Annotated in this window: 21 protein-coding genes; 6 read left to right on the forward strand and 15 right to left on the reverse strand. The window is 56.7% G+C overall.

The window, feature by feature from the left end:
* The 7 genes from DSD30_RS01910 to galE form a co-directional block, all read right to left on the reverse strand.
* Complete coding sequence (locus tag DSD30_RS01910) at positions 1 to 843, reverse strand: TrmH family RNA methyltransferase (protein ID WP_114007899.1); 843 nt, start codon at positions 841 to 843, stop codon at positions 1 to 3.
* Positions 840 to 2,066, reverse strand: a complete 1,227-nt coding sequence (locus DSD30_RS01915; protein ID WP_114007900.1) for a class I SAM-dependent methyltransferase — start codon at positions 2,064 to 2,066, stop codon at positions 840 to 842. Before DSD30_RS01915 ends, DSD30_RS01910 begins: the two co-directional genes overlap by 4 nt.
* Positions 2,067 to 2,308: 242 nt before the next feature.
* Positions 2,309 to 3,613, reverse strand: coding sequence for a malonyl-CoA decarboxylase (locus DSD30_RS01920; protein WP_114007901.1), 1,305 nt, complete (start codon positions 3,611 to 3,613; stop codon positions 2,309 to 2,311).
* A gap of 227 nt (positions 3,614 to 3,840) precedes the next feature.
* Positions 3,841 to 4,854 carry an SDR family NAD(P)-dependent oxidoreductase gene (locus DSD30_RS01925; protein WP_114007902.1) on the reverse strand — a complete coding sequence of 338 codons (1,014 nt, stop codon included), beginning with the start codon at positions 4,852 to 4,854 and terminating at the stop codon, positions 3,841 to 3,843.
* 216 nt (positions 4,855 to 5,070) lie between these two features.
* Positions 5,071 to 7,002, reverse strand: a complete 1,932-nt coding sequence (cysN, locus tag DSD30_RS01930; RefSeq protein ID WP_114007903.1) for a sulfate adenylyltransferase subunit CysN — start codon at positions 7,000 to 7,002, stop codon at positions 5,071 to 5,073.
* Positions 7,002 to 7,931 (reverse strand): sulfate adenylyltransferase subunit CysD, encoded by a 930-nt coding sequence (gene cysD, locus DSD30_RS01935; protein ID WP_245418328.1) that lies wholly within the window; start codon positions 7,929 to 7,931, stop codon positions 7,002 to 7,004. Before cysD ends, cysN begins: the two co-directional genes overlap by 1 nt.
* Positions 7,932 to 8,189: 258 nt before the next feature.
* The gene (gene galE, locus DSD30_RS01940) at positions 8,190 to 9,191 is read right to left on the reverse strand and encodes a UDP-glucose 4-epimerase GalE (protein WP_114008578.1); all 1,002 of its coding nucleotides are present in this window, start codon (positions 9,189 to 9,191) and stop codon (positions 8,190 to 8,192) included.
* 556 nt (positions 9,192 to 9,747) lie between these two features.
* On the opposite strand from galE, the gene DSD30_RS01950 reads away from it, so the two are divergent.
* Entirely contained in the window at positions 9,748 to 11,037 is a 1,290-nt protein-coding gene (locus tag DSD30_RS01950; RefSeq protein ID WP_114007905.1) for an outer membrane protein, read from the forward strand.
* Positions 11,038 to 11,160: 123 nt separating this feature from the next.
* On the opposite strand, the gene DSD30_RS01955 is transcribed toward DSD30_RS01950, so the two are convergent.
* From DSD30_RS01955 to DSD30_RS01970, 4 genes are all read right to left on the reverse strand, one after another.
* Complete coding sequence (locus DSD30_RS01955; RefSeq protein ID WP_114007906.1) at positions 11,161 to 12,369, reverse strand: acetate/propionate family kinase; 1,209 nt, start codon at positions 12,367 to 12,369, stop codon at positions 11,161 to 11,163.
* Between the two features lie 24 nt (positions 12,370 to 12,393).
* Entirely contained in the window at positions 12,394 to 13,815 is a 1,422-nt protein-coding gene (locus DSD30_RS01960) for a bifunctional enoyl-CoA hydratase/phosphate acetyltransferase (RefSeq protein WP_114007907.1), read from the reverse strand.
* 660 nt (positions 13,816 to 14,475) lie between these two features.
* Complete coding sequence (locus DSD30_RS01965; RefSeq protein ID WP_198662788.1) at positions 14,476 to 15,840, reverse strand: methyl-accepting chemotaxis protein; 1,365 nt, start codon at positions 15,838 to 15,840, stop codon at positions 14,476 to 14,478.
* On the reverse strand, positions 15,815 to 16,339 hold the full coding sequence (locus tag DSD30_RS01970) for a PAS domain-containing protein (protein ID WP_114007908.1): 525 nt from the start codon (positions 16,337 to 16,339) through the stop codon (positions 15,815 to 15,817). Before DSD30_RS01970 ends, DSD30_RS01965 begins: the two co-directional genes overlap by 26 nt.
* Before the next feature lie 577 nt (positions 16,340 to 16,916).
* On the opposite strand from DSD30_RS01970, the gene DSD30_RS01975 reads away from it, so the two are divergent.
* The 5 genes from DSD30_RS01975 to DSD30_RS01995 all read left to right on the forward strand — a co-directional run bounded on the left by DSD30_RS01975 (position 16,917) and on the right by DSD30_RS01995 (position 21,294).
* Complete coding sequence (locus DSD30_RS01975) at positions 16,917 to 18,740, forward strand: hypothetical protein (RefSeq protein ID WP_114007909.1); 1,824 nt, start codon at positions 16,917 to 16,919, stop codon at positions 18,738 to 18,740.
* 13 nt (positions 18,741 to 18,753) lie between these two features.
* Entirely contained in the window at positions 18,754 to 19,056 is a 303-nt protein-coding gene (locus DSD30_RS01980) for a hypothetical protein (protein ID WP_114007910.1), read from the forward strand.
* Positions 19,046 to 20,245 carry a YcaO-like family protein gene (locus tag DSD30_RS01985; protein WP_114007911.1) on the forward strand — a complete coding sequence of 400 codons (1,200 nt, stop codon included), beginning with the start codon at positions 19,046 to 19,048 and terminating at the stop codon, positions 20,243 to 20,245. Before DSD30_RS01980 ends, DSD30_RS01985 begins: the two co-directional genes overlap by 11 nt.
* Positions 20,242 to 20,934 carry a TfuA-like protein gene (locus DSD30_RS01990; RefSeq protein ID WP_114007912.1) on the forward strand — a complete coding sequence of 231 codons (693 nt, stop codon included), beginning with the start codon at positions 20,242 to 20,244 and terminating at the stop codon, positions 20,932 to 20,934. The genes DSD30_RS01985 and DSD30_RS01990 overlap by 4 nt, the downstream gene beginning before the upstream one ends.
* A 69-nt stretch (positions 20,935 to 21,003) precedes the next feature.
* Positions 21,004 to 21,294: a hypothetical protein gene (locus tag DSD30_RS01995; RefSeq protein WP_157967515.1), complete on the forward strand. Its 291-nt coding sequence runs from the start codon at positions 21,004 to 21,006 to the stop codon at positions 21,292 to 21,294.
* Positions 21,295 to 21,471: 177 nt separating this feature from the next.
* Here DSD30_RS01995 and DSD30_RS02000 read toward each other — a convergent pair whose 3' ends face one another.
* From DSD30_RS02000 to DSD30_RS02015, 4 genes are all read right to left on the reverse strand, one after another.
* Positions 21,472 to 23,070, reverse strand: a complete 1,599-nt coding sequence (locus tag DSD30_RS02000; protein WP_114007914.1) for a cation:proton antiporter family protein — start codon at positions 23,068 to 23,070, stop codon at positions 21,472 to 21,474.
* A 220-nt stretch (positions 23,071 to 23,290) separates the two neighbouring features.
* On the reverse strand, positions 23,291 to 24,136 hold the full coding sequence (locus DSD30_RS02005) for a GNAT family N-acetyltransferase (RefSeq protein WP_114007915.1): 846 nt from the start codon (positions 24,134 to 24,136) through the stop codon (positions 23,291 to 23,293).
* Between the two features lie 23 nt (positions 24,137 to 24,159).
* Entirely contained in the window at positions 24,160 to 24,906 is a 747-nt protein-coding gene (locus DSD30_RS02010) for an aspartate/glutamate racemase family protein (RefSeq protein ID WP_114007916.1), read from the reverse strand.
* 5 nt (positions 24,907 to 24,911) lie between these two features.
* Positions 24,912 to 25,736: an ABC transporter permease gene (locus DSD30_RS02015; protein ID WP_114007917.1), complete on the reverse strand. Its 825-nt coding sequence runs from the start codon at positions 25,734 to 25,736 to the stop codon at positions 24,912 to 24,914.
* Between the last annotated feature and the right edge of the window lies 1 nt (position 25,737).

Consider the following 25,737-nt stretch of genomic DNA (forward strand, 5'->3'; position numbering starts at 1 on the left):
CTACAGCTCCAGTTTGCCCTCACGCAAGCGGAACAGGGTGATGCCGGTGGAGACGGCAAGATTGAGGCTTTCGGCGCGGCCTGCCATGGGGATTTTCACCAGATGGTCGCAGGTGTCGGCAAAGGCGTCCGGCAAGCCGGATTGTTCATTGCCCATCAGGACCATCACCGGATCCTCAGGTTTGACCTCGCGATAATCGACCGCCCCTTTCAAATGGGTGCCGACGATCGCGCCGGGCCAATTTTGCCGCCACGCAAGAAACTCTTCGCGGGTGGCACGATAGAGCGGTATATGAAAGATCGAGCCCATGGTGGCGCGGACCGCTTCAAGGCTGAAAGGATCCGTGGTCTCACCGATCAGCAGCATGGCGCTAGCCCCAACCGCATCAGATGTGCGGATGGTGGTGCCCAGATTGCCCGGATCCTTGACCCCTTCCATGGCGACCACCATGTCACCGCCAGCGGCTTCGACGTCGCTGGCCAGATCAGCAAGGGTGCCGAAGCGCTGCTGAAAGACGCCGATGACATGCTGGGGATTGTCCCGGTGGGTGATTTTCGACAAAACCTGTTCGGAGACTTCCAGAATAAGCCCGCCCTTGGCATAGACCTTGGCGGCCACTTGCTGGACCAGCTCATGGGTCTTGATGTTTTTGGCATAGACCAGCGTTTCGGCGACCCATCCGGCTTCCAACGCAAAGGCAACCAGCTGCAGGCCTTCGGCCATGAAGAGGCGGGTTTCGTTGCGGATCTTGCGGCGCTCCAGCGCCTTGATATCCTTGATATGCTGGTTGGAGACCGCGGTGATTTCCTTGATCAGGCCGTTGCGTTGGGCGCGGCTATTCATGCGCTGATCTCCTGTTGGCTGGCTGCTTCGTCTGCATTGAGCGGACGCCAGCGGGTATAAAGAGAGGTATTGAGGCAGCGGGGCCCATTTTCCTCGGCAATCATCAGTTCGCCGGATTCAACAATCCCGCCCTGCCCGGTCATCACTTCAATCATCAGTTCGTCAAAGGCGGCATAAGAGGCGCGCATCGCATAGGCGGTGAGCGTGTAAAACAGCGCCTCCTTGGACAGGATCTGACGGCAGGCATAGAGCATTTCGGGCAGCATTTCGAACAATTGCCAGACTTCACCCTTCGGGCCGCGACCAAATTTGGGCGGGTCGAGCAAGATGCCATCATAGACATTGCCACGGCGAATTTCGCGCTGGACGAATTTCATCGCGTCATCGACGATCCAGCGAATTGGCTTATCATCAAGGCCAGCGAGAAGCTGGTTTTCCTTGCCATAGGCGACGGCTTTTTTTGACGCATCGACATGGGTGACTTCGGCGCCAGCGCGGGCGGCGACCAGCGAGGCAACGCCGGAATAGCCAAACAGATTGAGCACCCGAGGCGGACGCCCCAGATAGGCACCGCGCAATTGCTGGTCCATCCAGTGCCAATGGGCGGCCTGCTCGGGGAAGAAGCCCACATGGCGAAAGGCGGTGAAACGGCCATAAAAGCGGATCTGGTCCCAATGGGTTTCCCATGTCTCACCCAAAGGCTTTGGATAGCGCCAGCGGCCGGGGCCTTCTTCTTCCAAGTCGCCAGAAAAGATCGCGTCGGCCTTGTCCCAGATGGCTTGATCGAGGCGCGGGCTGCCCATGGCCTGCGGCTCTGGCCGGACGATGGTGTAGGGGCCATAGCGTTCCAGCTTTTGGCCGTGGCCCATATCGAGCAAGGCATAATCATCCCATGGGCCAGTGACCATCAGGGCAAAGGGTGCGCGGCGCGGGGTCGGGCCTTCGGGGCGCTTTGGCAGGATGAAGGGCGCGCGCGGCTCTTCGGCTGGTTTGGAGGGTTTGGTGTCTGTGCGGTTCTGCTTGATGATGCGGCCGGGTTTGAAGTCAGGTCTCGGCTGATCAGGCTTGCCACTTCGAGTGGCTTGGCCGTGACGGGAGGGCTGACCTTGACGGGAGGGCTGGCCGCCACCGCGATTGGCAGCGCCAGCTCGGCTGCCTGCCGCTTTGCCATCGCCGCGTCTGGCCGATTGCTTTGGAGGTTTGCCGCCGCGCTTGTTTGCCATTGCCGATCCTGTGCCGTTCTTGTGCTGATCCTGAGCCGATCAGTCTATGGCGTTCGCTCCGGTCCGGCGATACGGATCGTTTGGGAACGCGCTGAATTGTCTCGTTTGCTAAGGTGCCCTCTATAATCCAGAAGAAAGAGCGGCGCAATGTCAAAGGCAGCGCCAATGGGGCATACGGCAAAAGGCCGCCTCTTGCGAAGGCGGCCTGATACATCCCATCCGCAAGCCAGGCATCGCTCGCCTCAGGCAGGCACACGGACCTTGGCGTTGGCCAAGGATTTGACCTCGGAGGAGTGGGCGATTTTGCTCTCCTTGGCATAGGCTTGATGTTGCTCTTCGATCTTGGCTTCGCTGTAGAGATAATTGACCATCACGCCCCAGCTGTTGCTCTTGCCGCGCGGCGACAAGTCAGCCTGCGCATGCACCTTGTGCAGGATCGCACCATTGCCAAGGTGGAAATGGGCGACCGGATCATAGGCCGTGCCCCGCTTGCTGCGCGCATTGACCAGATAGCGAGCAGCAAGGCGGGCAATGACCTCTGCAGGCGGCAGTTGGTTCTCTTCCAACCCCTGCAACACAGTTTGCTCTTCGATTTTCAAGAGGCTGTCCTCCTTGTCCATGGCCTCGGCCACCCAGCGACGCAGACCCGGCACAGGCGACAGGGTGACAAAGGTGGTCAGAGACGGCAACTCGCGCTGCAGTTCGGCCACCACCTGCTTGATCAGGAAGTTGCCAAAGGAAATGCCGCGCAAACCATGCTGGCAGTTGGAGATGGAATAGAAGACCGCGACATTGGCCACATTGGGATCAAGGGTCTCCCGGTCATGCTCCAGGATCGGGGCAATCGCACCGGGAATTTCCTTGGTCAGGGCGACCTCGACGAAAATCAGCGGATCATCGGGCATGGCCGGATGGAAGAAGGCGAACAGGCGACGGTCCCGCTCGGCCACACGCTGGCGCAGATCATCCCAGCCGTGGATTTGGTGTACCGCTTCATAGGCGATGATTTTTTCCAGAATGGACGCAGGCGTCGACCAGTCGATCTGTTCGATCTCAAGAAAGCCCCGGTTGAACCAGGCGGACAGCAAATGCTGGAAATCCAGATCGAGGCCACGCAAATCGGGATGTTTGCGCAGGAAGCCCAACAGCTCCGAGCGCATACGAACCAGACGCCCCGTGGCACCGGGCACCCTGTTGATGCGGCGGATCAGCTCAAGGCTCTTGGGCTCAGCGGCGAAATAGAGCTCACGGGCTGATGCATTGTCGCTTGGCTGCCATTTCTCGACCGCTTCGGTCAGGGCATCATGATCAACCCCGTAGCGATCAGCCATGGTTTCGAAGAAAGCCAGCTTTTCCTCGTCATTGGCCGTGTCGTAAATGTCTAGAATCTTCAGCGCAGTCTTGAGGCCAGATGCTTCGCCCTGATCGCTGATCAGCTCGTCGCATAACGGGATCAGATCCGCGGGGCTGCTGGCGCTTTTGGACGACAGGAAAGGGGCACGGGCGACGCGTTTCAAAATGTCGCTTAGAAAATGTTTTTCCGCCATAAAAATACTTACCTCAATATCTTGGGAATCGGGTTGACGAGGCGGCTCCCGGCCGCTTTGCCTACGTGGGAGAACGGACCCGCATTCCTGAAGCAGAATGCCCTGGGAGAAGGCATCTGAACCCAAAGCATAGAGGCAGCAAGGGCTTGCGGGCAAGTCCTCCGTTGGCATTGCGACTAAGATATCAGAAGCGAGTCATCCCTAACATAACAAGCGATGTCGTTGACTCACTTATTGTAATAATCGCGGAACCAGGCAACGAAAGCCTTCACGCCATCTTCAATGGTCGTGGCGGGTTTGTAGCCGGTCAAGTGATGAAGCAGGCTCGAATCCGAAAGGGTGGCAGGCACATCCCCCTGCTGGATTTCCATCATGTTGCGGATCGCCTTCTTGCCAAGCGCGGCTTCTATGGCTTCGATGAAGTCGAGCAGCTGGACCCGCGTGGCGTTGCCAATATTGACCGTGCGATAGGGAGCAACCGGGGAAAGCGAGTCCCCGTCTTCGATCTGGTCGCGGCTTTGCGGGCGCACTGGCACCGCTTCCATCAGCAGACTGATCGCCTTGACGAGATCGTCGACATAGGTGAAGTCGCGCATCATCCGGCCATGATTGTAAATATCGATCGGCCGATCATCGAGAATGGCGTCGGTGAATTTGAACAGGGCCATGTCCGGGCGCCCCCATGGGCCATAGGCGGTAAAGGTGCGAAACATGGTGATCGGCAGATCATGGATATGGGCGTAAGAATGGGCCATCGATTCCGTGGCCTTCTTGCTTGCAGCATAGAAGGACATTTGCGCGTCGGTTTTGTCGACTTCGCGATATGGCATCTGCTCATTGGCGCCATAGACCGAGGAGGTCGACGCCATCAGCAGATGCTCGACCCGTTGTTCGAGCGCCGCTTCCATCACATTGAAGGTGCCGATGATGTTGGCTTCCAGATAGGAGCGCGGATTGTCGATGGAATAGCGCACGCCCGCTTGGGCTGCCAGATGGACAATGATATCGGGGGCAAAGTCGCGCACCGCCTTGGCCACCGCATCCTGATCTTCCAGCATGGCCTCGGTCGCGGCGAAATTGCGGTTTTGCATCAGAATCGCGTGGCGGCGCTGTTTGAGCGTGATGTCGTAATAGTCGGTGATGCCGTCAAAGCCATGGACGATATGGCCCTCGGCCAGCAAATGTCTGGCGAGGTGAAACCCGATGAAACCCGCTGTACCGGTGATGAAGACGCGTTTCATGATCTGGGATCCTCTCTGGCTCGTCGCCTCGATAGGCTCTGTGGCTATCGTGGCTTGCATGATCTGTCCGGGTTGTCTCAGAAAGTGGGATCGCATTCAAGCGCCGGGAGGGCGGCTTTCTCAACTTTTCCTAAGACATGGCAGTAAAAAAGGAGGATGCGGCAGCCGCACCCTCCTTGCTGCATCTGGTATCAGGCGACCCGTCTGTCAAGGGAATCAGACGGACCAATCATAGATCTCGGTCTTGCCGAGATAGTCGACAATGGCGTCGGCGGCCTCATCGGCGCTCATGTCGGCTGTGTTGACATGGATGTCCGGATTGAGCGGCGCTTCATATGGCGCATCGATGCCGGTAAAGTTCGGGATTTCGCCTGCCCGCGCCTTGGCATAGAGCCCCTTGACGTCGCGTGTCTCACAGACTTCCAGCGGGGTGTCGACATGGATCTCGACAAATTCCCCTTCGCCCAGCATATCGCGGACCACATCGCGCTCGGATTTGAAGGGCGAGATGAAGGCGGTCAGCACGATCAGGCCCGCATCGACCATCAGCTTGGAGACTTCGCCAATGCGGCGGATATTTTCCACCCTGTCGGCATCGGTGAAGCCGAGATCTCTATTCAGACCATGGCGGACATTGTCGCCATCGAGCAAATAGGTGTGGCGGCCATCTCGATGCAGCTTCTGTTCCACCAGATTGGCAATGGTCGATTTGCCCGAGCCGGAAAGGCCGGTGAACCACAGCACTTTCGGGGTCTGATGTTTGAGCGCGGCGCGGGAGCCTTTATCGACATCCACCGCCTGCCAATGGATGTTGTCTGCCCGACGCAGACCCTGCCAGACGAGGCCTGCTGCGACCGTCTGGTTGGAATAGCGGTCGATCAGGATGAAGGAGCCTGTCTGGCGGTTCTCTTCATAGGCATCCATGGCCAGCGGCTGGGAGAAGGCAATGTTGCAGAAGCCGATTTCATTCAGCTCCAGCGTCTTGCCCGCATCCTTGCGTGAGGCGTCGTTGACGTCGATCTTGTGGTTGAGGGCGGTGATGGTGGCCTGCACCTGCTGGCTGCCAAGCTTGATAATATAGGGCCTGCCAACAAACAAATGAGCGGAATCCATCCAGATGAGATGGGCAGAAATCTGATCGGTCACCAATGGGCGGTGTTGCGCAGGGGCCAGCAGATCGCCGCGGGAAATGTCGATTTCGTCTTCCAGCGTGATGGTGACCGCTTCGCCGGCCTCGGCATCGGGCAGCTCGCCATCCATGGTCACAATCGAGGCGACCTTGGAGGATTGACCGGATTTGGCGACCACGACTTCATCGCCTACCTTGACGATACCTGAGGCAACCGTTCCGGAAAAGCCACGGAAATTGAGGTTCGGGCGGTTGACCCACTGGACGGGAAAGCGGAACGGCAAGGCGCGGTCGGCGCTTTCGGTGTCGATCTCTTCAAGATAGCCAAGCAGGGTCGGGCCTTCATACCAAGGCATATTCTCGCTTTTGGCGACCACATTGTCACCATAGCGAGCCGAGATCGGCACGGCGGTGATGGTGTCAAACTCGAAGCTCTGGGCAAAGGTCTGATAGTCGGCGAGGATCTTGTCGAAGACCTCTTGGCTATAGTCCATCAGATCCATCTTGTTGACCGCCAGCACCACATGGCGCACGCCGATCAGGGCATTGATGAAGCTATGGCGACGGGTCTGGGTCAGGATGCCTTTGCGGGCATCGATCAAAATGACGGCCAGATCGCTGTTGGACGCGCCGGTCGCCATGTTGCGGGTATATTGCTCGTGACCGGGTGTGTCGGCGACGATGAATTTGCGCTTGTCGGTCGCAAAGAAACGATAGGCAACATCAATGGTGATGCCCTGTTCCTGCTCGGCCTGCAAACCATCGAGCAGCAAGGCCAGATCGACGTCATCGCCGGTGGTGCCATGCTTTTTGCTGACTGCTTCGAGCGCCGTCATCTGGTCTTCGAAAATGGTCTTTGAATCATAGAGCAGCCGACCAATCAGGGTCGATTTGCCATCATCAACGGAGCCACAGGTCAGGAAGCGCAGGATGTCGCGGCTGTCCTGCTGGGCGATCTGGTCGATTTGCACGGGGGTTGCGGTTTCAACGGTCTTTTGTGTCACAGGAGCAATGGTCATCAGAAATATCCTTCCCGCTTTTTCTTCTCCATCGAGGCGGTGTCGTCATGGTCGATCATTCGCCCTTCCCGCTCGGACGTGCGGGCCACAAGCATCTCTTCGAAAATGGCTTCAAGACTATCGGCTCCGCTCTCAACGGCACCGGTCAGAGGGTAACAGCCTAAGGTGCGGAAGCGGACAATACGTTCCTCGGGCACTTCACCGGGCTGGAGTGGCAGGCGCTCGTCATCGACCATGATCCAGGTGCCATCGCGTTTGACGACAGGGCGTTTCTTGGCAAAGTAGAGCGGCACGATAGGGATATTTTCCAGCATGATATATTGCCAGATATCCTGCTCGGTCCAGTTGGAAAGCGGAAAGACACGAATGCTCTCACCCGGTTTGATGCGGGTGTTGAAGAGCTGCCACAGCTCTGGCCGCTGGTTTTTCGGATCCCATGCATGATTTTCATTGCGGAAGGAGAAAATACGCTCCTTGGCGCGGGACTTTTCCTCGTCGCGGCGCGCGCCACCAAAGGCGGCGTCGAATTTATGCTCTGTCAAAGCCGCCTTCAGAGCGTCGGTTTTCATCACCTGGGTGTAGAGCGATGAGCCATGATCAAACGGGTTGATATTGTCCGCGACCCCTTGCTGATTGGTATGAACAATCAGATCGAGATCATAATCACGAACCATCTGGTCGCGAAAGGCAATCATCTCGCGAAACTTGAAGGTCGTGTCGACATGCATCAAGGGAAAAGGCAGGCGCGAGGGATAAAAAGCCTTCCTTGCCAGATGCAGCATCACGGCGCTGTCCTTGCCGATGGAATAGAGCATCACCGGGTTTTTGAACTCGGCAGCCACCTCACGCATGATATGGATGCTTTCATGTTCAAGGCGTTTGAGGTGCGAAATGCGGCGTTCCTGAGCCGGATCAGACATCATGGTCATCCTTCGGGGTCCTGTCTGGTCACAAGCATCGCCTTCTGTTTGGAAACTGCGAAGGCAAGACTTGGCGTTCATGAATGCAGGTCTGACAGCGGCCTTGGCCCTACCGTTTGACCTGGATTTCGAATAAGCGTCATCTTTCGTGCTCCAGTCGGTGTGACTTGGGAGCACGTCTGGACCACACTGTGGTGGTTTGCGGATCAGACATATCCAGCTTCGGGCCGGTTTGGTCTGATCAGTGTGTGAGTGGCGACTGCTGCCTCAGGCCCGGTTGTGGCCCTTTTCGAGAAGTCCGCGCTCCCAATCGAGCGCAGTCCTGACGATCAGATCGAGATCATCATATTGCGGCTGCCAGTTGGTGATGCCCCGCAAGCGCGTGGAATCGGCCACCAGGTTGGCCGGGTCGCCGTCCCGTCTTGCGACGATATCGGCGGAGAAATTGTTATCAGACACGCGACGAACGGCATCGACCACTTCCAGAACGGAATAGCCCTTGCCATAACCGCAATTGGCGACGAACGGTTCGTGCCCGTCCAGCAGCGCTTCAAGCGCCAGTGCATGGGCGGCCACCAAATCCGAGACATGGATATAGTCACGGATGCAGGTGCCATCAGGCGTCGGATAGTCATCGCCAAAGATGGCGAGCTTGTCGCGCTGCCCAAGCGCCACCTGATTGGCGACCTTGATCAAGTGGGTTGCCACCGGAGACGATTGGCCGGTGCGACCTTTCGGATCAGCGCCTGCAACATTGAAATAGCGCAGGGCAGCATATTTCAGGCCATAAGCCACTGCGCTGTCACGCAGCATATATTCGGTCATCAGCTTGGAGGTGCCATAGGGCGAAATCGGCTCGAGCTGGAGATCTTCGCTCAGGGCTCCCTCGACACCTTCAGGGTTGCCATAAACGGCGGCCGTGGAGGAGAAAATGAAGGCCTTGACGCCTGCCTTCACTGCATTCTCGATCAGCGAACGGGACTTGACGGTGTTGTTGAGATAATAACCGAGCGGGTCGGTGACAGAATCCGGCACAACGATGGAACCGGCAAAATGAATGACCGCGTCGACCTTGTGCTCGGCCATCACATCGGCAACCAGTGCACTGTCGCCAATATCGCCTTCTATGACAGGCACTGAATCGGGCACCAGCCACTGGAAGCCAGTGGACAGATTGTCGATGACCACGACATCCTTGCCGGCATCAAACAAGTTCCAAACCATGTGGCTGCCGATATAACCGCAGCCTCCCGTCACCAAAATGCTCATCCTGTCCCCAACCTGTTTTGCCAACGCTTCCCGGCCAGATTTGCGTTGCTCTGGGTTGCTGCCAATCTTGCCCCCGAAAAACGAAATCATGCTCATTATTTGCGGCTTTCGACGAAAGACTGCAACCCCAAACTGGCGTTGAGAAAGCAAATAAGACCCAGTTTCGAATGTATGCAGTTTTTGGAACGCGCGAGTTCCAACAATCGGCACAATATTGAAAGCAAATTTCCTACCGCCTTGCCACGACTCACCATTTTTCCTGCTTTCATCCCCAGCCAGCACCCCATGATCGCCTGCCTTTTGCCTCCAGCCGGTCTGCAGGCGGGCGCCAGCAAACTCCGTATTCCGCTTTTGTTCCCGAGATTTGGGCTATAGTGTCACACTTGCGTTTTTCAACGCGGGATAGGTGCCGGAATGGCAGGGGTTAACTTGATTCCAGCCGAGCGCTCTGATACAGCGAAAAGGGACTTTTATGAGCCGTTGTCGAAAATGATTGGAATTAACGAATTCGTTTCTGGTCTTTTTTCGAAGGCAAATTGATTTTTCGGGTGCTTGTATGACAATGAATAAAGACCGGACCATTGCGCGATGCGCGCGTGCAGCGCTGCTCGCCTCTACTGTTTCCATCCTTGGTCTTGCGGCACCGGCCAATTCTGCCGATATGGGACAGGTTTTCGGCACCAAGTCGGCCTATGACTGGAGCGGCCTCTATATGGGCGTTCAGTTCGGCATGGGCACCGGTAAGGTCAATTCATCGGATGGCACCAACAAGGTTTCCGAACGCTTCTCTCAGGGCGACAATACGACGGGTGGCGTGCTGGTGGGCTGGAACTATCAGACCGGCAACATTGTCTATGGTCTGGAAGGCGGCCTGTCGATCAACGAAATCAAGGCCAATCATAACGGCAGCACCGTGGCCTATCACAATAGTGACTATGTCTGGCATGCCGAAGCCCGCGGTAAGGTCGGCTATTCGCTCGGTCGTTTCCTGCCTTATGTTCATGCCGGGGTTCTGGCTGGTGAATTCTACCAGCAGAGCGCACCGGGTGCGACCAGCCCTTCCGCCAAGATGAAAACCGTTTACGGCTACACCGCCGGTGCCGGTATCGATGTTCGCATTGGCCCGAAAATCTCGCTGCGCTCCGAATATGTCTATCAGAATTATGGCAAGCAGAATTATTACCTTGCCAGCGTGCCAACCACGCTGAAGTCGGACTTCGACGTGCATATCGCACGCGCGGCTTTGCTGTATCATTTCGGCAATCCGATCACCCAGTCCGATGAGCCGACCAGCAATGCCCTGTTGTTTGCCGGACCGTCCTTCGGTGTCAATGTCGCCACTTCGACCGGGGATGTGAAACTGGGGGGCTACAGCTCAGGCAGCTTCAGCCTCGACACCATTTCGGCCGGGGCAACGGTTGGCTATCTCTATCCGATCAACGATTTCCGCGTTGGTGCGGAAGCCGAACTGGCGATGCATAGCGGCTCCGAAAGCACCAATCCGGGCGGCCCGCTGACCAGCCTGAAATATCGCCTGATGTGGCATGCGGCCGTGCGCGGCAAGGTTGGTTATGTGTTTGAGAATTACATGCCTTATGTGATGGCCGGTGCCAATCTGGGCCAGTTCACCACCAGTTCGCAGCCCAACAACAACACCAACCTTGACCCTTACAAAAATGGCTACAGCGTCGGGGCCGGTTTCGAATATGCGATCAGCGATCATCTGAGCGCCGATGTGGCCTATAGCTACAACACCTATAAAAAGACCGGTGTTGATACCAGCGGCAGCGTGACCAAGGTCGGCCATGATTTCCATCAGGTCCGGTTCGGCCTGACGGTTCGCTAACGACTGTTTCCAGCAATCGAATTTGAAAAGGCGTGCTTCGGGCACGCCTTTTTCATTTGTCGGGCATGACAAAGCCGGCCCTGATCTCAGGACCGGCTTTGATAATTTTCATGCGGCTTGGGATCAGACCGACAGCGCATTCAGCGTGTGGCGGGCGATCATGATCTCTTCATCGGTCGGGATGATATAGACCGGCAGAGATCCATCTTCGGAGATCTGGGATGCGTTGGCATCATTGCGAGCGGGGTCGATGCGAATGCCGATCCAATTGAGATAGTCGCCGATCTTCTTGCGGATGATCGGGCCATGTTCGCCAATGCCTGCGGTGAAGACCAAAGCATCCAGACCGCCGGTGGATACGGCCAGAGAGACAATCTGCTTGGCAACCCGACTGCAGAAGTAATCGACCGCCAGCTGAGCGCGGGGGTCGGGATTGTCCTGAAGGTCACGCATGTCATTGGAGATTTCAGAAATGCCGAGTAGACCGGACTCCCGGTAGAGCAGCTTTTCAAGATCTTCCGCATCCATGTCATGTTCCCGCATCAAATGGATCAAGATGCCCGGATCAATGCTGCCCGGCCGGGTGCCCATTGGCACACCTTCCAAAGCGGAGAAGCCCATAGAAGTCTCGATGCTTTTGCCGTCCTCAAGCACGGACAGGCTGGCACCATTGCCCAGATGGGCAACGACGACGCGCCCCTTGGCCAGGTCTGGCATTTCCTGCTTGAGATAATGCGCGATATATTCGTAAGACAGGCCGTGGAAGCCGTAGCTGCGGATGCCCTGATCGGTGAGACGCTTTGGCAGGGCATAGATCGAGCAGAGGTCGGACTGGCCCTGATGGAAGGCTGTGTCGAAACAGGCGACCTGTGGCAGGTCCGGACGGGTCTTGGCGAGCGCTTCAATGGCAGCCACATTCTGCGGCTGATGCAAGGGGGCAAGCGGGCTGAAGCTTTCCAGCTGCTTGAGGATCTCAGGCGTCACCACCACTGGCTTGTCATAGACTTCACCACCATGAACCACCCGATGACCGGCAGCGATCAGAGGCAGATCAGCTGGCAGACTGGTTTCGATCCATGTCAGCAGATGTGGCAGGATGGATGGAACAGTGCCTTCGTCCTTGGTGGCCCAGCTTTCGTCGGCCAGTTTCTCGCCTGCCTCGCTTTTGGCTTTCAAATGGGCATCCGTGCCGATGCCGGTCAACTGGCCTGCAAAGAGTGGGACAACCCCTTCCGCGCCGTCTGCGTCGAGCTGAAAAATGGAAAATTTCACACTGGAGGAGCCGCTGTTCAGGACGAGCAGCGCTCCCTTCTTGATGTCGGATTGTGTCATTCTGTCGATGCTTTCAATCGTCGCTTATTTGCGTTTTTCGCCTGCGGCCATCAGGACGGCCAATGCGCAAGAGGCAAGACGGGCAGGCAGGCTGTCGGCGCGAGAGGTCAGAATCACAGGCACGGAGGCCCCGACAATGATACCAGCCGCGTCGGCGTGGGACAGGAAAGACAACTGTTTGACCAGCATGTTGGCCGAGGCCAATTCCGGTGCCAGCAGAATGTCGGCCTGACCGGCCACCTCGGAGATGATCCCCTTGGTGCGGGCAGCTTCTGCGGAGACCGCATTGTCAAAGGCCAGAGGACCATCCAGCAAACCACCGCGGATCTGACCGCGGTCGGCCATTTTGCAAAGCGAGGCCGCATCGACGGACGAGACGATGCGCGGATTGACCGTTTCAATCGCCGACAGGATGGCAACTTTTGGTGTTTCAACACCCAACAACTGTGCCAGATCGATGGCATTCTGGATGATATGGACCTTGTCTTCCAGATTGGGTGAGATATTGACCACGGCATCCGAAATCAGCAAAGGCTTCGGATAGCTCGGCACCGACATGACGAAAACATGGCTGATGCGCTTGGCCGTCCGCAGACCGACTTCGCGCTTGACCACCGCGGCCATCAGCTCGTCTGTATGCAGAGAGCCTTTCATCACCGCGCCGGCTTCGCCATTCTTGGCAAGTGCCACGCCTTTTGCGGCGGCATCCAGCTCATCGCGGGCATCGACCAGCCGGAAGTTGGAAATGTCGAGATTGTTGTCTTCGGCCACTTCGCGAATTTTGTCTTCCGGCCCAACCAGAATTGGGTCGATCAGGCCAAGCTGATAGCCAAGGCAGGCGCTTTCCAGCGCGACGCGACCGCAAGGATAAACCACCGAGGTTGGCAACGGATCGAGATCTGCGCATTTTTCGGTCAGCAGATCCAGCTGGTCATGGGCGATGAATTGCAGTTCCGGCAAGGCATGGCCTTCCTGGCTGCGATGTTCACTTGGGGGAATGACGATCGCCTCGCCCTTGACCAGCAGCTTGCCGGTCTGGTCGACACAGCTGCAGTCGAAGGAGACCAGCTTGGGACCGTTCTTGGAGGCTTTCTTGGATTCGATGGTGACCGTTGCTGTGACCGTGGAGCCGAGGGGGATCGGCGCAAGAAATTTCAGATTCTGTTTGTGGTAGATCGTTCCGGGGCCGGGGAGGCGCGTGCCCAGAAGACCGGAAAACAAAGAACCGGCCCACATGCCGTGACCGACAGGCTGCGAGAAAATCGCACTTTCCGATCCTTCGGGGAAATGCAGTGGGTCCGTGTTACCGGACATGGTGGCAAACAGGTTGATATCGGTCAGGGTCAGTACGCGGGTAATACTGGCAGACTGGCCAATCTCCAGCTCGTCAAAGGTGAGGCTGGTCAGCTGGGTGATGGGCTGTTGCAGTTCGGAAAATGCGGTCATTTGTCTGTTTATCCCTAGATGGAAAATCTGGCCTTCATGTACCACCCGAGCTGAAAGGGAGTCTAGCAGGCGACCTATTCCAATCCTGCATCACAGCCACCCAAATGCCCTCGCGTGTTCTGTCGGGCCAATCCTTGCCTAGCCAGACTTATGGCTGGTTTCATTGACATTACTCAGAAATTAGCGATTATTTACATCGCATGGCAGTTTTGCACCATTTGCATAGCCCAAAATGCGCACTTCTTGCACATCCCCTCATTCTGCCGCAATGATCTGCCAAAACAGCATAATAGCCCACAACAAGGTCAGCTCTCCTGCACCATTCCGCGCGCTTGCAGCCGGAATCGTCCCGACCCACGTTTTGTGCGCTGCAAATTTGACGCAATTGCCACCTCTTTTTGTACCACCAAAGGCGAGCTTTCACCCTGCGACGACGAGTCGCTCTTGATAGTCGAGACCGATTGACGCCCCCCACCACACCCTTCCCCTCGGTCAGGAACACTGTCTCTTTGCCGGAAGGTCTACCGGGCGCATCAGACAGCAAAAAGGCAGCCTGCAACCACCGCCGCAGACCGCCTCATCCGTGATCTCTTTGCCAGGATACCCGGCCGTTCATGACACCCGGTACTCAGGATACCCAGCGCTCATGATACCCGACGCTCATGATACCCGGCGCTCTGGGCCATCATAGTCAGCATCGAGGGTCTCGCGCCGGTCGAGCGGTCCCTGACGCAATCCAAGGATAAACTCCGAGACTTCCCTTTGCAGGATCGAGGCATCCCCATTCATGCGTTTGGCAGATGCCATGACGAAGTCTGCCGCCTGTCCCGTTTCCTCCGCATTGCGCGACACGGTGGTGATATTCTGGGCGACCTGCTCGGTTCCGAGATGGGCTTCTTCGACATTGCGGGCGATTTCGGCAGTCGCCGCATTCTGCTGTTCGGCAGCGGCTGCGACAGCCGAAGTGATGTGTTCCATCTCGCCAATCACCTCAGACACATTGCCAAAGGCGGTCACGGCCCCTTCTGTCGCAGACTGGATCGCATGAACCTGCTGGGTGATTTCCTCAATCGCCTTGGCGGTTTGGCCTGCCAGCTCCTTCACCTCGCCAGCAACCACGGCAAAGCCCCGCCCTGCCTCTCCGGCACGGGCCGATTCAATGGTGGCATTCAGCGCCAACATATTGGTCTGTTCGGCAATAGCAGAAATCAGTTCAACAACGCGCCCAATGGTTTCGGCAGAGGCGGTCAGCCCCTTGATTTTCTCTTCCCCCTGCCGGGTCTCACTGACCGCCCGACTGGCGACCCGGGCGGATCGTTCGATCTGGGTGCCGATTTCGCGAGAGCTGGCGCTCAATTGTTCCACCGCAGAGGAAACGGTCTGCACATTGACCGACGTTTCGTGACTGGCCGAGGCAACAATGGCTGCCCGCTCGTTGGTGTTGGCAGCGCTTTGGGTCATGTCGGTCGCGGTGGCATTCATCTGATCGCCAGCCTGCGACAGATTGGCAGCAATGACCTTGGTTGCCTGTTCGAAATGGGTCGTCTTACTGGCAAAGTCATTGATGCGGGATTGCACGCGATTGATGGCATCATTCATCTGGATGGCATAGGCCTGAAAACTGCCATTGAGACCCGCGAGTTGAATGCGGCGATAATATTTGTTGTGGGACAAAGCGTTGGAGGACGCCACCGCCTCACGGATGAAGGTGTCAAACCGGTCAACGAGATAATTGACCGCCGTCATCATGGCGCGCACATCACCTGAATCGAGATTTTCATTGACCCTGCCCTCAAAGTCGCCGCCTCCGATCTGCCTACAGATCTCCGCCGTGTGGGCGAGAGAGCGTGCAGTGGTCTGGCTTTGCCATAACGCATAGACCAGCCCCAGCAGGGCAATCCCCATCATTGCGGCAAGCCCGCCACCCATTAACCCGGTTGCCATGAGACCAACAGCGCACGCCATCGACAAGCTGCTGACCAACAGTCCCAAACGCAGTTTAGAGAGTGAGGATAAATTGATCATAGGTCGTTCTTTTCTCTTCCAGAATGTCGGCAAGACGATTGGTGCTTTTCTGAAGGCCAACCTTGCGATTGTCTTCGCCGTTTTCGATGGCCCGCAAGTCACGATAAAGGGGTTCGATCACATCGCTCAGGATGGACCGTTCGGGCGCACGGCGGGCCGAGTGGTATCCAATCACCTGCCCTGATCCGTTCAGCGAGGGCGTAACATGAGCAAAAACCCAGTAGTGATCGCCGTTGCTGGCCATATTCTTCACATAGGCGAAGACTTCGCGCCTGGCTTCCAAAGCAGCCCATAGATGCTTGAAAACAGCGCGCGGCATGTCAGGATGACGGACACAACTGTGGGGCTGGCCAAGCAACTCCTTGTTGCTGTAGCCCGCAATGGTGCGGAACAATTGGTTGCAATAGGTGATGCGGCCCTTCATGTCAGTCTTGCTGACAAGCATTTCGCCGGGATCGAAGTGACGTTCCAGTCCGGTTGGCATAATTCGTTGTGCCATTCCCAACTCCAAAAAAAATTATTCAATGGAGACAGACTGGTATAAAACTGTAAATAAATTCTTATTTAATGAATTATATCAATAACATATAAGTATTTTACCGATAGCGCCATTTGTCAACTATTGCAAGCAGAGCCCTTGCTTGGCTCCGCATTGCTGTCCGGTACAGCATCGTCGGTGAAGCGTCGAGGCTTATCGACCAATTTGCCCCGACGGGTTGGGAGATGCGAGAACTCTTCTTTTGTCGAATGGAATGTTGGGGTTGGTCACGGAGCCATCACAGCAATGGCAGGCTGCTCATCTATGATTTAAATTGTTATATTTCAGTTGGTTAACTTTCTTTCCCCATAGCTTTATCCCTGTCACCATGACCAGAAGCAACTTTTGATGGCTCAATCCTCTTTATACCCTTAATATGTGCGATATCGGTTACCATCAATCCAAAGCAGCAAGTCACCTATCTGGCGTTTTGTTTTTGAGAGTTTCTACTGGTTAAAGCCCCTATGGATCTGCGTCTCATTTCGGCCCACAATGATAGGCAAGCAAGAACAGCGACACCATAATGAACGGGACAAACATGGCGTTTCACTTGAAAACCTGCGGTGGCTGCGCGTTGACCGATCCGAACGGCCATACCGTCAATGTGCCGGCCCTGTCTCTTGTAGGGCTGGCTTTTCTGCATCAGGAAGGCCGTCCGGTTGCGCGCCACGAGCTGGCACGCATGCTTTGGGACCGGGATGATTCTGTGGCCTCCACCAATCTTCGTTCGATGCTCAGGCGGCTTGGCTCTGCCTTGCCTGCGGAGGGCGACGATCTGCTGCAACTGGACAATCGCCACATTGCCATTGCACCGGGCATGCTGGGCTGTGATCTGGAAGTGATGGCAGAGCCAGATCCGGTGAAGCGGCTCAAGGGGTTGTGTGAGCTGATATCGAAGGGCTTTCTTCAGGGCTATGGTCACAATCAGGCACCGTTGGACAAATGGGTCCGCGCGGTGCGCATTGCGCTTGTGAAGAATTTGCGATGCGATTTCCTGGCCCTTTGTGACAAGCCCGCCGCCAGTGCGCTGAAGGCCGATTTGAAGCATGCGGCCATTCTGTTGCTGGAAGATGACCCGCAGGATGAGGAAATCCGACAGGCACTGGTCACCCAAGCCGCCCCCGAACAGGTTGAGGCGACGCCACTGCTGCTGCCCGCGTCCGCCAGAACGCCGGATCAACCAACCGCCTTCAATCCGGATCGGGCGGTGAGCAAGACTGCGTTACCGCGGGTGGCTCTGCTGCCTCCGGCAGAACTTGGCATTGTGTCGAGCCAGAATTCGATTGCTAGCGCCCTGATCGAGGATATCACCATTGGGCTATGCGCCAGCCGTACGGTTTCTATGGTTGCGCCTTACACCTCGGAAAAGATAGCCCAGTCAAAGGATCGTGCGTCCCTTCTCAAGCAGTTTGACGTGGCCTATGTGCTGGATACCAAGCGCTCCGGCGATCATCTCTATGTCCAGCTGATTTTCATGCCTACAGATGAAATCATCTGGGCCAATCGCTTCTTGCTTGATCCGGGTCATACGATCAGCCAACGCGCCATGATCTCGGAGGCCATCCAGTCCTCGATCATCGACTTCACCCATTATCACACCCCGGCGCTGCATGACTTCAAGGCCAATCCCGACGCCTATTGTGCCTATCTCACCGGACTGCAGACTCTTTCGAAACTGACCCTGCCATCCGTCCGCAGTGCCCGGCGGCAATTCAAGGATTCGCTGAATTTGCAGAGTAAATTCTCCCATGCTCTGGCGGGCGTATCGCGGACGCTGAGCATGGAATGGGTTCTGACAGCCCAGGGAGATGCGGATCTGTTGCTGGAGGCGGAACGAGTGGCAAGCATCGCCATCGAGGAAGACAGCCAATCCGCCGAAGCTTTCAAGGCACTGGGTATGAGCAGGCTTTATCTGGGCAAGATTGATGAAAGCCTGCAGGCACTGAGCGAGGCGGAACATCTCAGTCCCCATTATGCCGATGTGTTGTGCAGTCACGCGGACAGCCTGACCCATGGGGGCGATCCGAAACGCTCACTGGAGAAGATCGACACCGCGATTTCGCTCAACCCGATTTCACCGGATGCCTATTTCTGGAGTGCGGCGGGTGCCTGTTTCTTTGTTGGCGATTATCATCAGGCACTCGATTACATCAATCGCATGAAAGACCGAAGTCCTGCCCTGCGTCTGGCTGCTGCTTGTTGGGGTATGTTGGGGGAAACGGGCAAGGCTCGTACCTATCGCAGTCGCGTTCTGAAAGACAATCCACAATTCGACCTCAATCAATGGCTCTCGGTCGTGCCGATCAAGGAGGCATGGCAAATCGAGCTTTACCGCGAAGGCCTCAAGAAGGCTGGTTTTTAGAAAGGAGACGTTTATGTCAAAAATTGTTGTATTCGGGCTGGAAGGCGAAGACGGCCTGTGGGAAGCGGATCTGGAAGCAGGTACCGTGGTGGCACTGGATACCGGCCCCAAGGGCGATATGAAGAAAGTGGCAGAAATGCGCAATGCCAAAGCGCCTCTGACCCGTGGCATCGATTTTGCCGTGATGATCAATCAGGCAGAAGAGGAAGCCGGTGGTTTCTTTGAAGCATCCGGCGGTTTCTTTGAGGCCTCTGGCGGATTTTTTGAAGTGTCCGGTGGTTTCTTCGAGGCATCCAGCACGCTCCATGACCGCTGAATTTCTTTATTCGGGAATCCGTTCTTTCCGAAAATGCACACCAGGAGAGACCTTCGACAAGGTCTCTCCATATTTTTCGCGTCTGGGCATCACCCGGGTTGCGAGCCAGACCGGCCTTGATCGGGTTGGCATTCCGGTCTGGTGCGCCTACTCCCCCAATGCGCGGGCGATCGTCATCGCGCAAGGCAAAGGAGCGGACGATGAATGCGCCCGCACCTCGGCGGCGATGGAAGCCGTTGAACGGATCATTGCCACCCAGCCCGACTGTGAGACGCTCTGTACCACGCAGGTGCAATTGCAGTCTGACGGCTGTGAAGTGCATCCGATGAAGTGCCTGCTGACCATCGGCAAGCAACCGATTGAGCCGGATGAGACCATCAATTGGGCCAGAACCACCAATCTTTTGACCCATGCGCCAACCTGGGTGCCGTTTGATGCCGTCAGCTTTGATCGCACCGCACTCGAACCCCGTTTCTGGCATTCGTCTGATGGTCTGGCTTCCGGCAACACATGGGCCGAAGCGGTGCTGCATGGCTTGCTGGAACGGGTCGAGCGCGATGCCCTGACCTTGTGGGCTGTGACCAACCCGGCCAAACGGCTGAGCAAACGGATTGATCCAGCCAGTCTCGAAGATACCGAGCTGCAGATGATGCTGGAAAAGATCGATGCCGCCGGGCTTGAGATTGCCCTGTTTGACATTTCCAGCGATCTGGACATTGCCTGCATATCTGCCCTGCTGGCCCCCAAGAAACGGTCCCCCGGCTCGCTGCGCCATGTGGATGTGACGCTCGGGGCGGGCGCATCGCCCTTCCCGCTGATTGCTGCCTCACGGGCCATTTCAGAAGTGGTGCAATCGCGTATGACCTTCATTGCCGGAGCGCGGGATGACTTGCTGCCAAGCACCTTCACCCAGCCGGCCAGCCCGATCACCCTGAAAGCCTTTGACGCCCCCTTTGGCCAAAAGCTCGACGGAATGCCGGTGATGGCGGTGGGTGACACAGAGACAGCTCTTGATCGATTGGTGGCGCATCTGGCTGAGCGGGATATTGACGAATTGTATGCGGTGGATATCGGACCCGACTGGCTACCCGTTAGCGTTGCCAAGGTTTTTGCACCGCAATTGGAAAATCCAGACGGCGACCGCAAGGTGCGGTTTGGCAGTCGCGCCCTGTTACGGAGTTTGCAATGAAGGTTGTGTTTGTCGGGCCAAGTCTACCCGATGCAAAATCCCATGCAGGGGACGATCTGGTCGTCCGCCCGCCTGCCTGTCAGGGCGATGTGATGCAGGCGCTTGAGGATGGGGCAACGGCCATTGGCCTGATTGATGGCCAGTTCGAATTTGTTGCGCCGGTTTGGCACAAGGAACTGCTTTTTGCGCTGTCTGAAGGCAAGGCCGTTTATGGTGCCGCCAGCATGGGCGCCTTGCGGGCAGCGGAATGTGCTGCCTACGGCATGATTGGGATTGGCAAGATTTTTGATGCCTATATTTCCGGCCAACGTATTGATGATGCTGACGTTGCACTGGTTCACAGCCCCGCAGAACTCGGCTACTTCGCCATGACGGTTCCGCTGGTCAATGTGGATGCAACGCTGGCCGAGGCCGTGGCTATCGGCTTGTTGTCGAACGAGGAGGAAGCCCGCCTGTCCAAGGCAGCACGGGCGCTGTTCTTCAAGGACCGCACATGGAAAAAAATGGCGGCAACAGCAGAGCTTGAATGGGCGAGAGTGGACCCCATCATCAAAGCGGCCCAAGTCGATCAGAAACGTCTTGACGCCATCGCATTGATGGACGAAATGCGTGCGACCGATTGTCTCAACCAGCCTCAGCAGGAGTGGCAATTCAATGCAACGCCACTTTGGCGAAAGTTGTATTCCTAAAGCATTTCAAGCAGATCGTCATCACTTACCTTCAACTCGCGTTGCGTGTGCAACGCCTTTGCAACGCGCATGCGCCGTTTTTTTGTGCCACAAAATGCAATAGAGCAATATGTGAGGCACGAGATGATTACACCTGAGACCAGACCAACGTCTCAAGACCGCGTGGATGAATTCATGGCCGTCATCAATATGATCGGCTATGCGCGGGGCGTCGCAGAGACTCTCGGCGTCCCCGGAGCCGCTTCGGACCTGCAAGCCGCAGGCCTTAAGCTGGCATTGGAAATTCAACGTGAAATGTCTTGGAATTTGACAAGCAAAGACATTATCGACATGGCTGTGACCCCCCACGGCCGTTGCTGATTGGCAAAGCCTGACCCCGTCCCCGCACTCTTTGTGGGGTCAGGCTTTCGCCATTTTTTGAGCAGTCCTGAAGCAAACAGGTTGCTCGCCCTATCGGAGTTCCAATTGCCTCTCTAGGCAATCCGCTCCCGGTCCGGCTCGCAAAGCCCGCACTTTGCTGATCCGGCCGGGAGCCCTTCACTCCTTGGCCAGTCTGGCCTCAGGCCTTGCGGTCTCTTCCTCATCAGACATGTCGGTTTCCTCGATGGCATGACCTGCCAGACTGCGACCGGCTTCTTTCAGGGAAAGATAGGTCTGATCAGCCCCGGCATCATGGATCATGTCGACATGATCCGCATGCAGAGCGTGGCTGACGATGGTGCCTGCAAAGCCATGCTCCCGCAACATACGGGTCGCGATCAGTTTGGCCTCGATATCATCCATTGCCAGCACAACGGCGTCGATGCCTTTGATATTCACCCCATCCCAAAAATTGCAGTCTTCCGCGTCAGCGAAAATAACGTTGCGCCCCGCCTCTTCATGGGCTTCAACCTTGTAGATGTCGGCATCCAAACCAATCGGCTGGCGGTCATTGGCAACCAGCTCCTCATAGGCGGCAGAGCCTGTCCGGCCCATGCCGAAAATCAGCACATCCGCATCTCCGAGATCCTTGGGCACTTCGTCCGGGTGGCGGATCGGGCGCTCGAAAGGCTGCAACAGCACACCAAAGCGTTCGAACAACGGATGGGCGAAGTGATTGAGCGGAGCAGCAATCAGGAAAGAAACCGAGACGGCGATGGCCAGTGGCACCAGATAGGGCTCGACCGCAGGAATGCCAGCAGCAACAATCAGGCCGAACTCGCTATAGGCCGTCAGCGACAAAGCGGCGATGAAGGACGTGCGGGCACGCAGTTTGAAAAGCACCAGAATGAGGAAAAACAACACCCCTTTCAGCGGCAACAGCAGACCAAGCCCGATCGCAAACAGCAAAGCGTGCCAGTCCGGCAAGCCGGACATGCCGATCGAAAGGAAAAAGCCGACAAGGAAGATTTCCTTCAAGGCCCAGAGCGATTTTGACAATTCGCTGGCACGAGGATGGTTGGACAGAAGCAGTCCCATCACCAAAGCGCCGATTTCGCCCTTTAAACCGATCATCTGAAAGCCGACGCCCCCGATCACCAAACTGAGCACCATGCCGGTCAACACCAGCACCTCATCATGCCCCGCCAAATCCAACAGCTTGTAGAGCAAGGGGCGCAGCAACGGCGTCGCAAAAATCAGCAGCGCCCATGGACCGGGCGCCTTGCCGGCAAAAATCGCCAGCACCACAAGGGCAATGATATCCTGCATCACCAGAATGCCAATCGCGGTGCGCCCATGAAAGGTGCCCATTTCATGTCTGGTTTCGAGGAGTTTCGCCGAGAGCACCGTTGAGGAAAAGGCCACGGCAATGCCGATCAAAAGAGCCGATAACCAGTCGTCGGTAAACAGAAGTCGGCTAATGGGCGCAAAGATGGCGATCGACAGGGCAAAATGCAACAACGCGCCACCGAGCACATGAGGTTCGGTGATTTGACGCAGTTTGAGCTTCAGGCCGATGGTAAAGAGCAACAGAAGAACGCCGAGATTGGCGATATAGTCAAGAATTGCCCCGGTTTCTGCAGGAATTCCGCCCTTGGGGCCGAGCCAGTTGATGCAAAAACCGGCTGCCAAAAAGCCAACAAGGGGCGGCAATGCGACCTGCCTTGCGGCAAGGCCGAACAGAAACGCCGCACCAATGGCAAAAACCTCAAACAAATGCGTTTCTCCGACAAGGCCCCAAAAAGAGCGACGGCAATCTGGGCCTATAAACTGAAATAATGAACTGAAACAAGAAACCGGGAGTTGGTTAACAGACTAGAGTCAGCCCCTCTTTTGTCAAGGCTTGTGGCAGCAATTGCCCCTTTGCCAGACCAAGCACCGACAGCGGCACCACCCTGCCCATCCCATTGAAGCATAAAGCCTGTCGCTCAGCGCGTTACCCCAGCTCGAGGCTGGAGATGGCAAAGACCCGGTCCATGTCAAGACTCGGCATGCCACCCTTATACATCCGGGCGGTTTCAAAGCCGCGCTCGAAACCTCTTGCGGCAAGTATGTGTGAGAAGCTGGTTTGGTTTGCTGGCACATCCAGATGCAGCATCGCGCCTGCACAAGCATTGGAGGCCGCGCCGAACAGTTTGAGCGCACTCTCTTCATCATCGGCAAAAAGCGGACCGAGCTTGAACCCATCCTCGCACTCACGCAAAACGGCATAGCCTGCCAGCTTGCCTTCGCGCGTGATGGCAAAAGCGGAACGGGGGGGCGACAGCCATGCCTTCAAAAAGGCCTTGCGCGAAGCCGGGAACGCCTGGGCGTCATAGGCTGCAATTTCATCCAGCTGCTCGGCATCCACCTCGAGAACATCGTAGATCCGTTCATCCTTCTGGAAGCTGCAAAGGCCACTCCATCGTGCGGTTTCATAAGCCTTGGCAAAGCCCATCGAGGCATAATTGTCCTGCTGCTGAGGCACGCCATCAAGCCCGATCATCCGTCCCTTGAGCCGCTCCATGGCCGCATTCCAGACCTTGAGGCCATAGCCCTTGCCGCGCTGATCCGGATGGGTGATGTAAAGACCGATGAAGCTGAAATCATCGCCATAGGTGACGCAGGAAATGCCCGCAACGAGGGCACCATCGACAAAGTGACCCAGAAAACCTTGCCTGTCGGCGGCATAAAAGGGTGCAGCATCCGCTTTGCCCGGATTCCATCCCTCCGCCTTGGCCCAGCCGATCAACTCGGCGACGTCTTCTTCGGTCATGGCGCGGATGATGCTCTGCTCTGTCATGGGAATGCTTGATCTCGGGTCAATTAGGGGGATGCGATAGATCCGGGCGCGAAGGGTGCCAACATGCCGCCATAGGGCTTTTGAATCGGGGCGGCATAGACCCCCATCTTATAGGTCGTGAGATCAAGAGCAACCAAAGCTTCGGCCTGTTTGACAGCGGCAGACACGCCATCGATCACAGGCAGTCCGAACTCGGCTTGCAGGCTGGTCGCCAGATCGGCCATCCCTGCACAGCCCAGAATGATCGCTTCGGCACGGTCTTCTTTGAGGGCGGTGGCGATCTCACTGCGCAGGCGGTCGCGGGCATTGGAAGCTGGGTCTTCGAGGGAGAGCACCGGGATATCTGCGGCCCGCACATTGCAGCGCTCCGCATGCCCATAGCGCCTGACCAGATGCTCAATCGGGATGCGCGAGCGCTCCATGGTGGTGATGATGGTGTATCGCTGGGCTATGAAAGACGCGAGCGACAGGGCCGCCTGACAAATACCCAGCACCGGGAAGGGCGCCAATGCGCGCGCCGCATCGAGCCCCGTATCATCAAAACAGGCAATGATCGCTGCGTCTGCGCCTTCTTTGTCCGCCTTGGCCAGTTCAAGCAGCAAGCCGGGCACAGCAAAGGCCTCGTCATAATAGCCTTCAATGGAGACCGGCCCCATTGCGGAGGTAATCCCTGTCACCTTGGTGGTGGGAGCCGCCACTTGCCTTGCTGCATCAGCAATGGTCGCGGTCATGCTCTTGGTGGTGTTGGGGTTGATCACACGAAGCTTCATAGCGGCTACCTCTTTGCCCGACCACGTTGTTTGTTCATGTAGTAGATCAGACCCAAAGTGGAGAGGATTACCAGCAGCGAGAAGAGCGTCGTCACCGTCCCCAGAGCATAGAGAACCGGGGTCGTCACATTGGTTGTCATACCGAAGATCTCCAGCGGCAGGGTGTTGTAGGTGCCGGACGTCATCAGGGTGCGGGCAAATTCATCGTAAGACAGGGTGAAGCCGAACAGACCGACGCCGATCAGGCTGGGGGCGATCATTGGCAGCAGCACATAGCGAAAGCTCTGCCACGGGGTGGCGCCAAGATCGCGGGCGACCTCTTCATAGGAAGGCGAGAAGCGGTTGAAGACGGCAAACATGATCAGCACGCCGAAGGGCAAGGTCCATGTCAGATGCGCCCCGAAGCCGGAACTATACCAGGCCGGTTGCCAGCCCAATTGCTGGAACAACACCCCTATGCCAAGCGAAATGATGATGGAGGGCACCACAAGGCTGGCAATGGCGAGATAGAAGAGCGCGGTTGCGCCGCGGAATTTGCGCCGGAAAGCAAGCCCTGCCAGCAACGAGACCAGCACCGTGACAACCATGACCATCAAGCCAAGGGTGAAGGAGCGGGAGAAAGCGCCGCCAAAGTCACCCACAGCCTGAGTTTCGAACAGGTTGAAGAACCAGTGCAGCGATACACCGTTGAGCGGAAAGGTCAGTCCGCCATTCGGGCCCTGAAAAGACAGGATGAACACCGCAGACAAGGGACCATACAGGAACAGGACAAACAGGGCGAAAAAGGCCGCCAAGATGTAGAATTCCCTGCCTCTTTTTTCACTGATCATC

Origin of the sequence: Cohaesibacter intestini (genome assembly GCF_003324485.1) — a bacterium.
In the GTDB taxonomy this organism is placed as follows: domain Bacteria; phylum Pseudomonadota; class Alphaproteobacteria; order Rhizobiales; family Cohaesibacteraceae; genus Cohaesibacter; species Cohaesibacter intestini.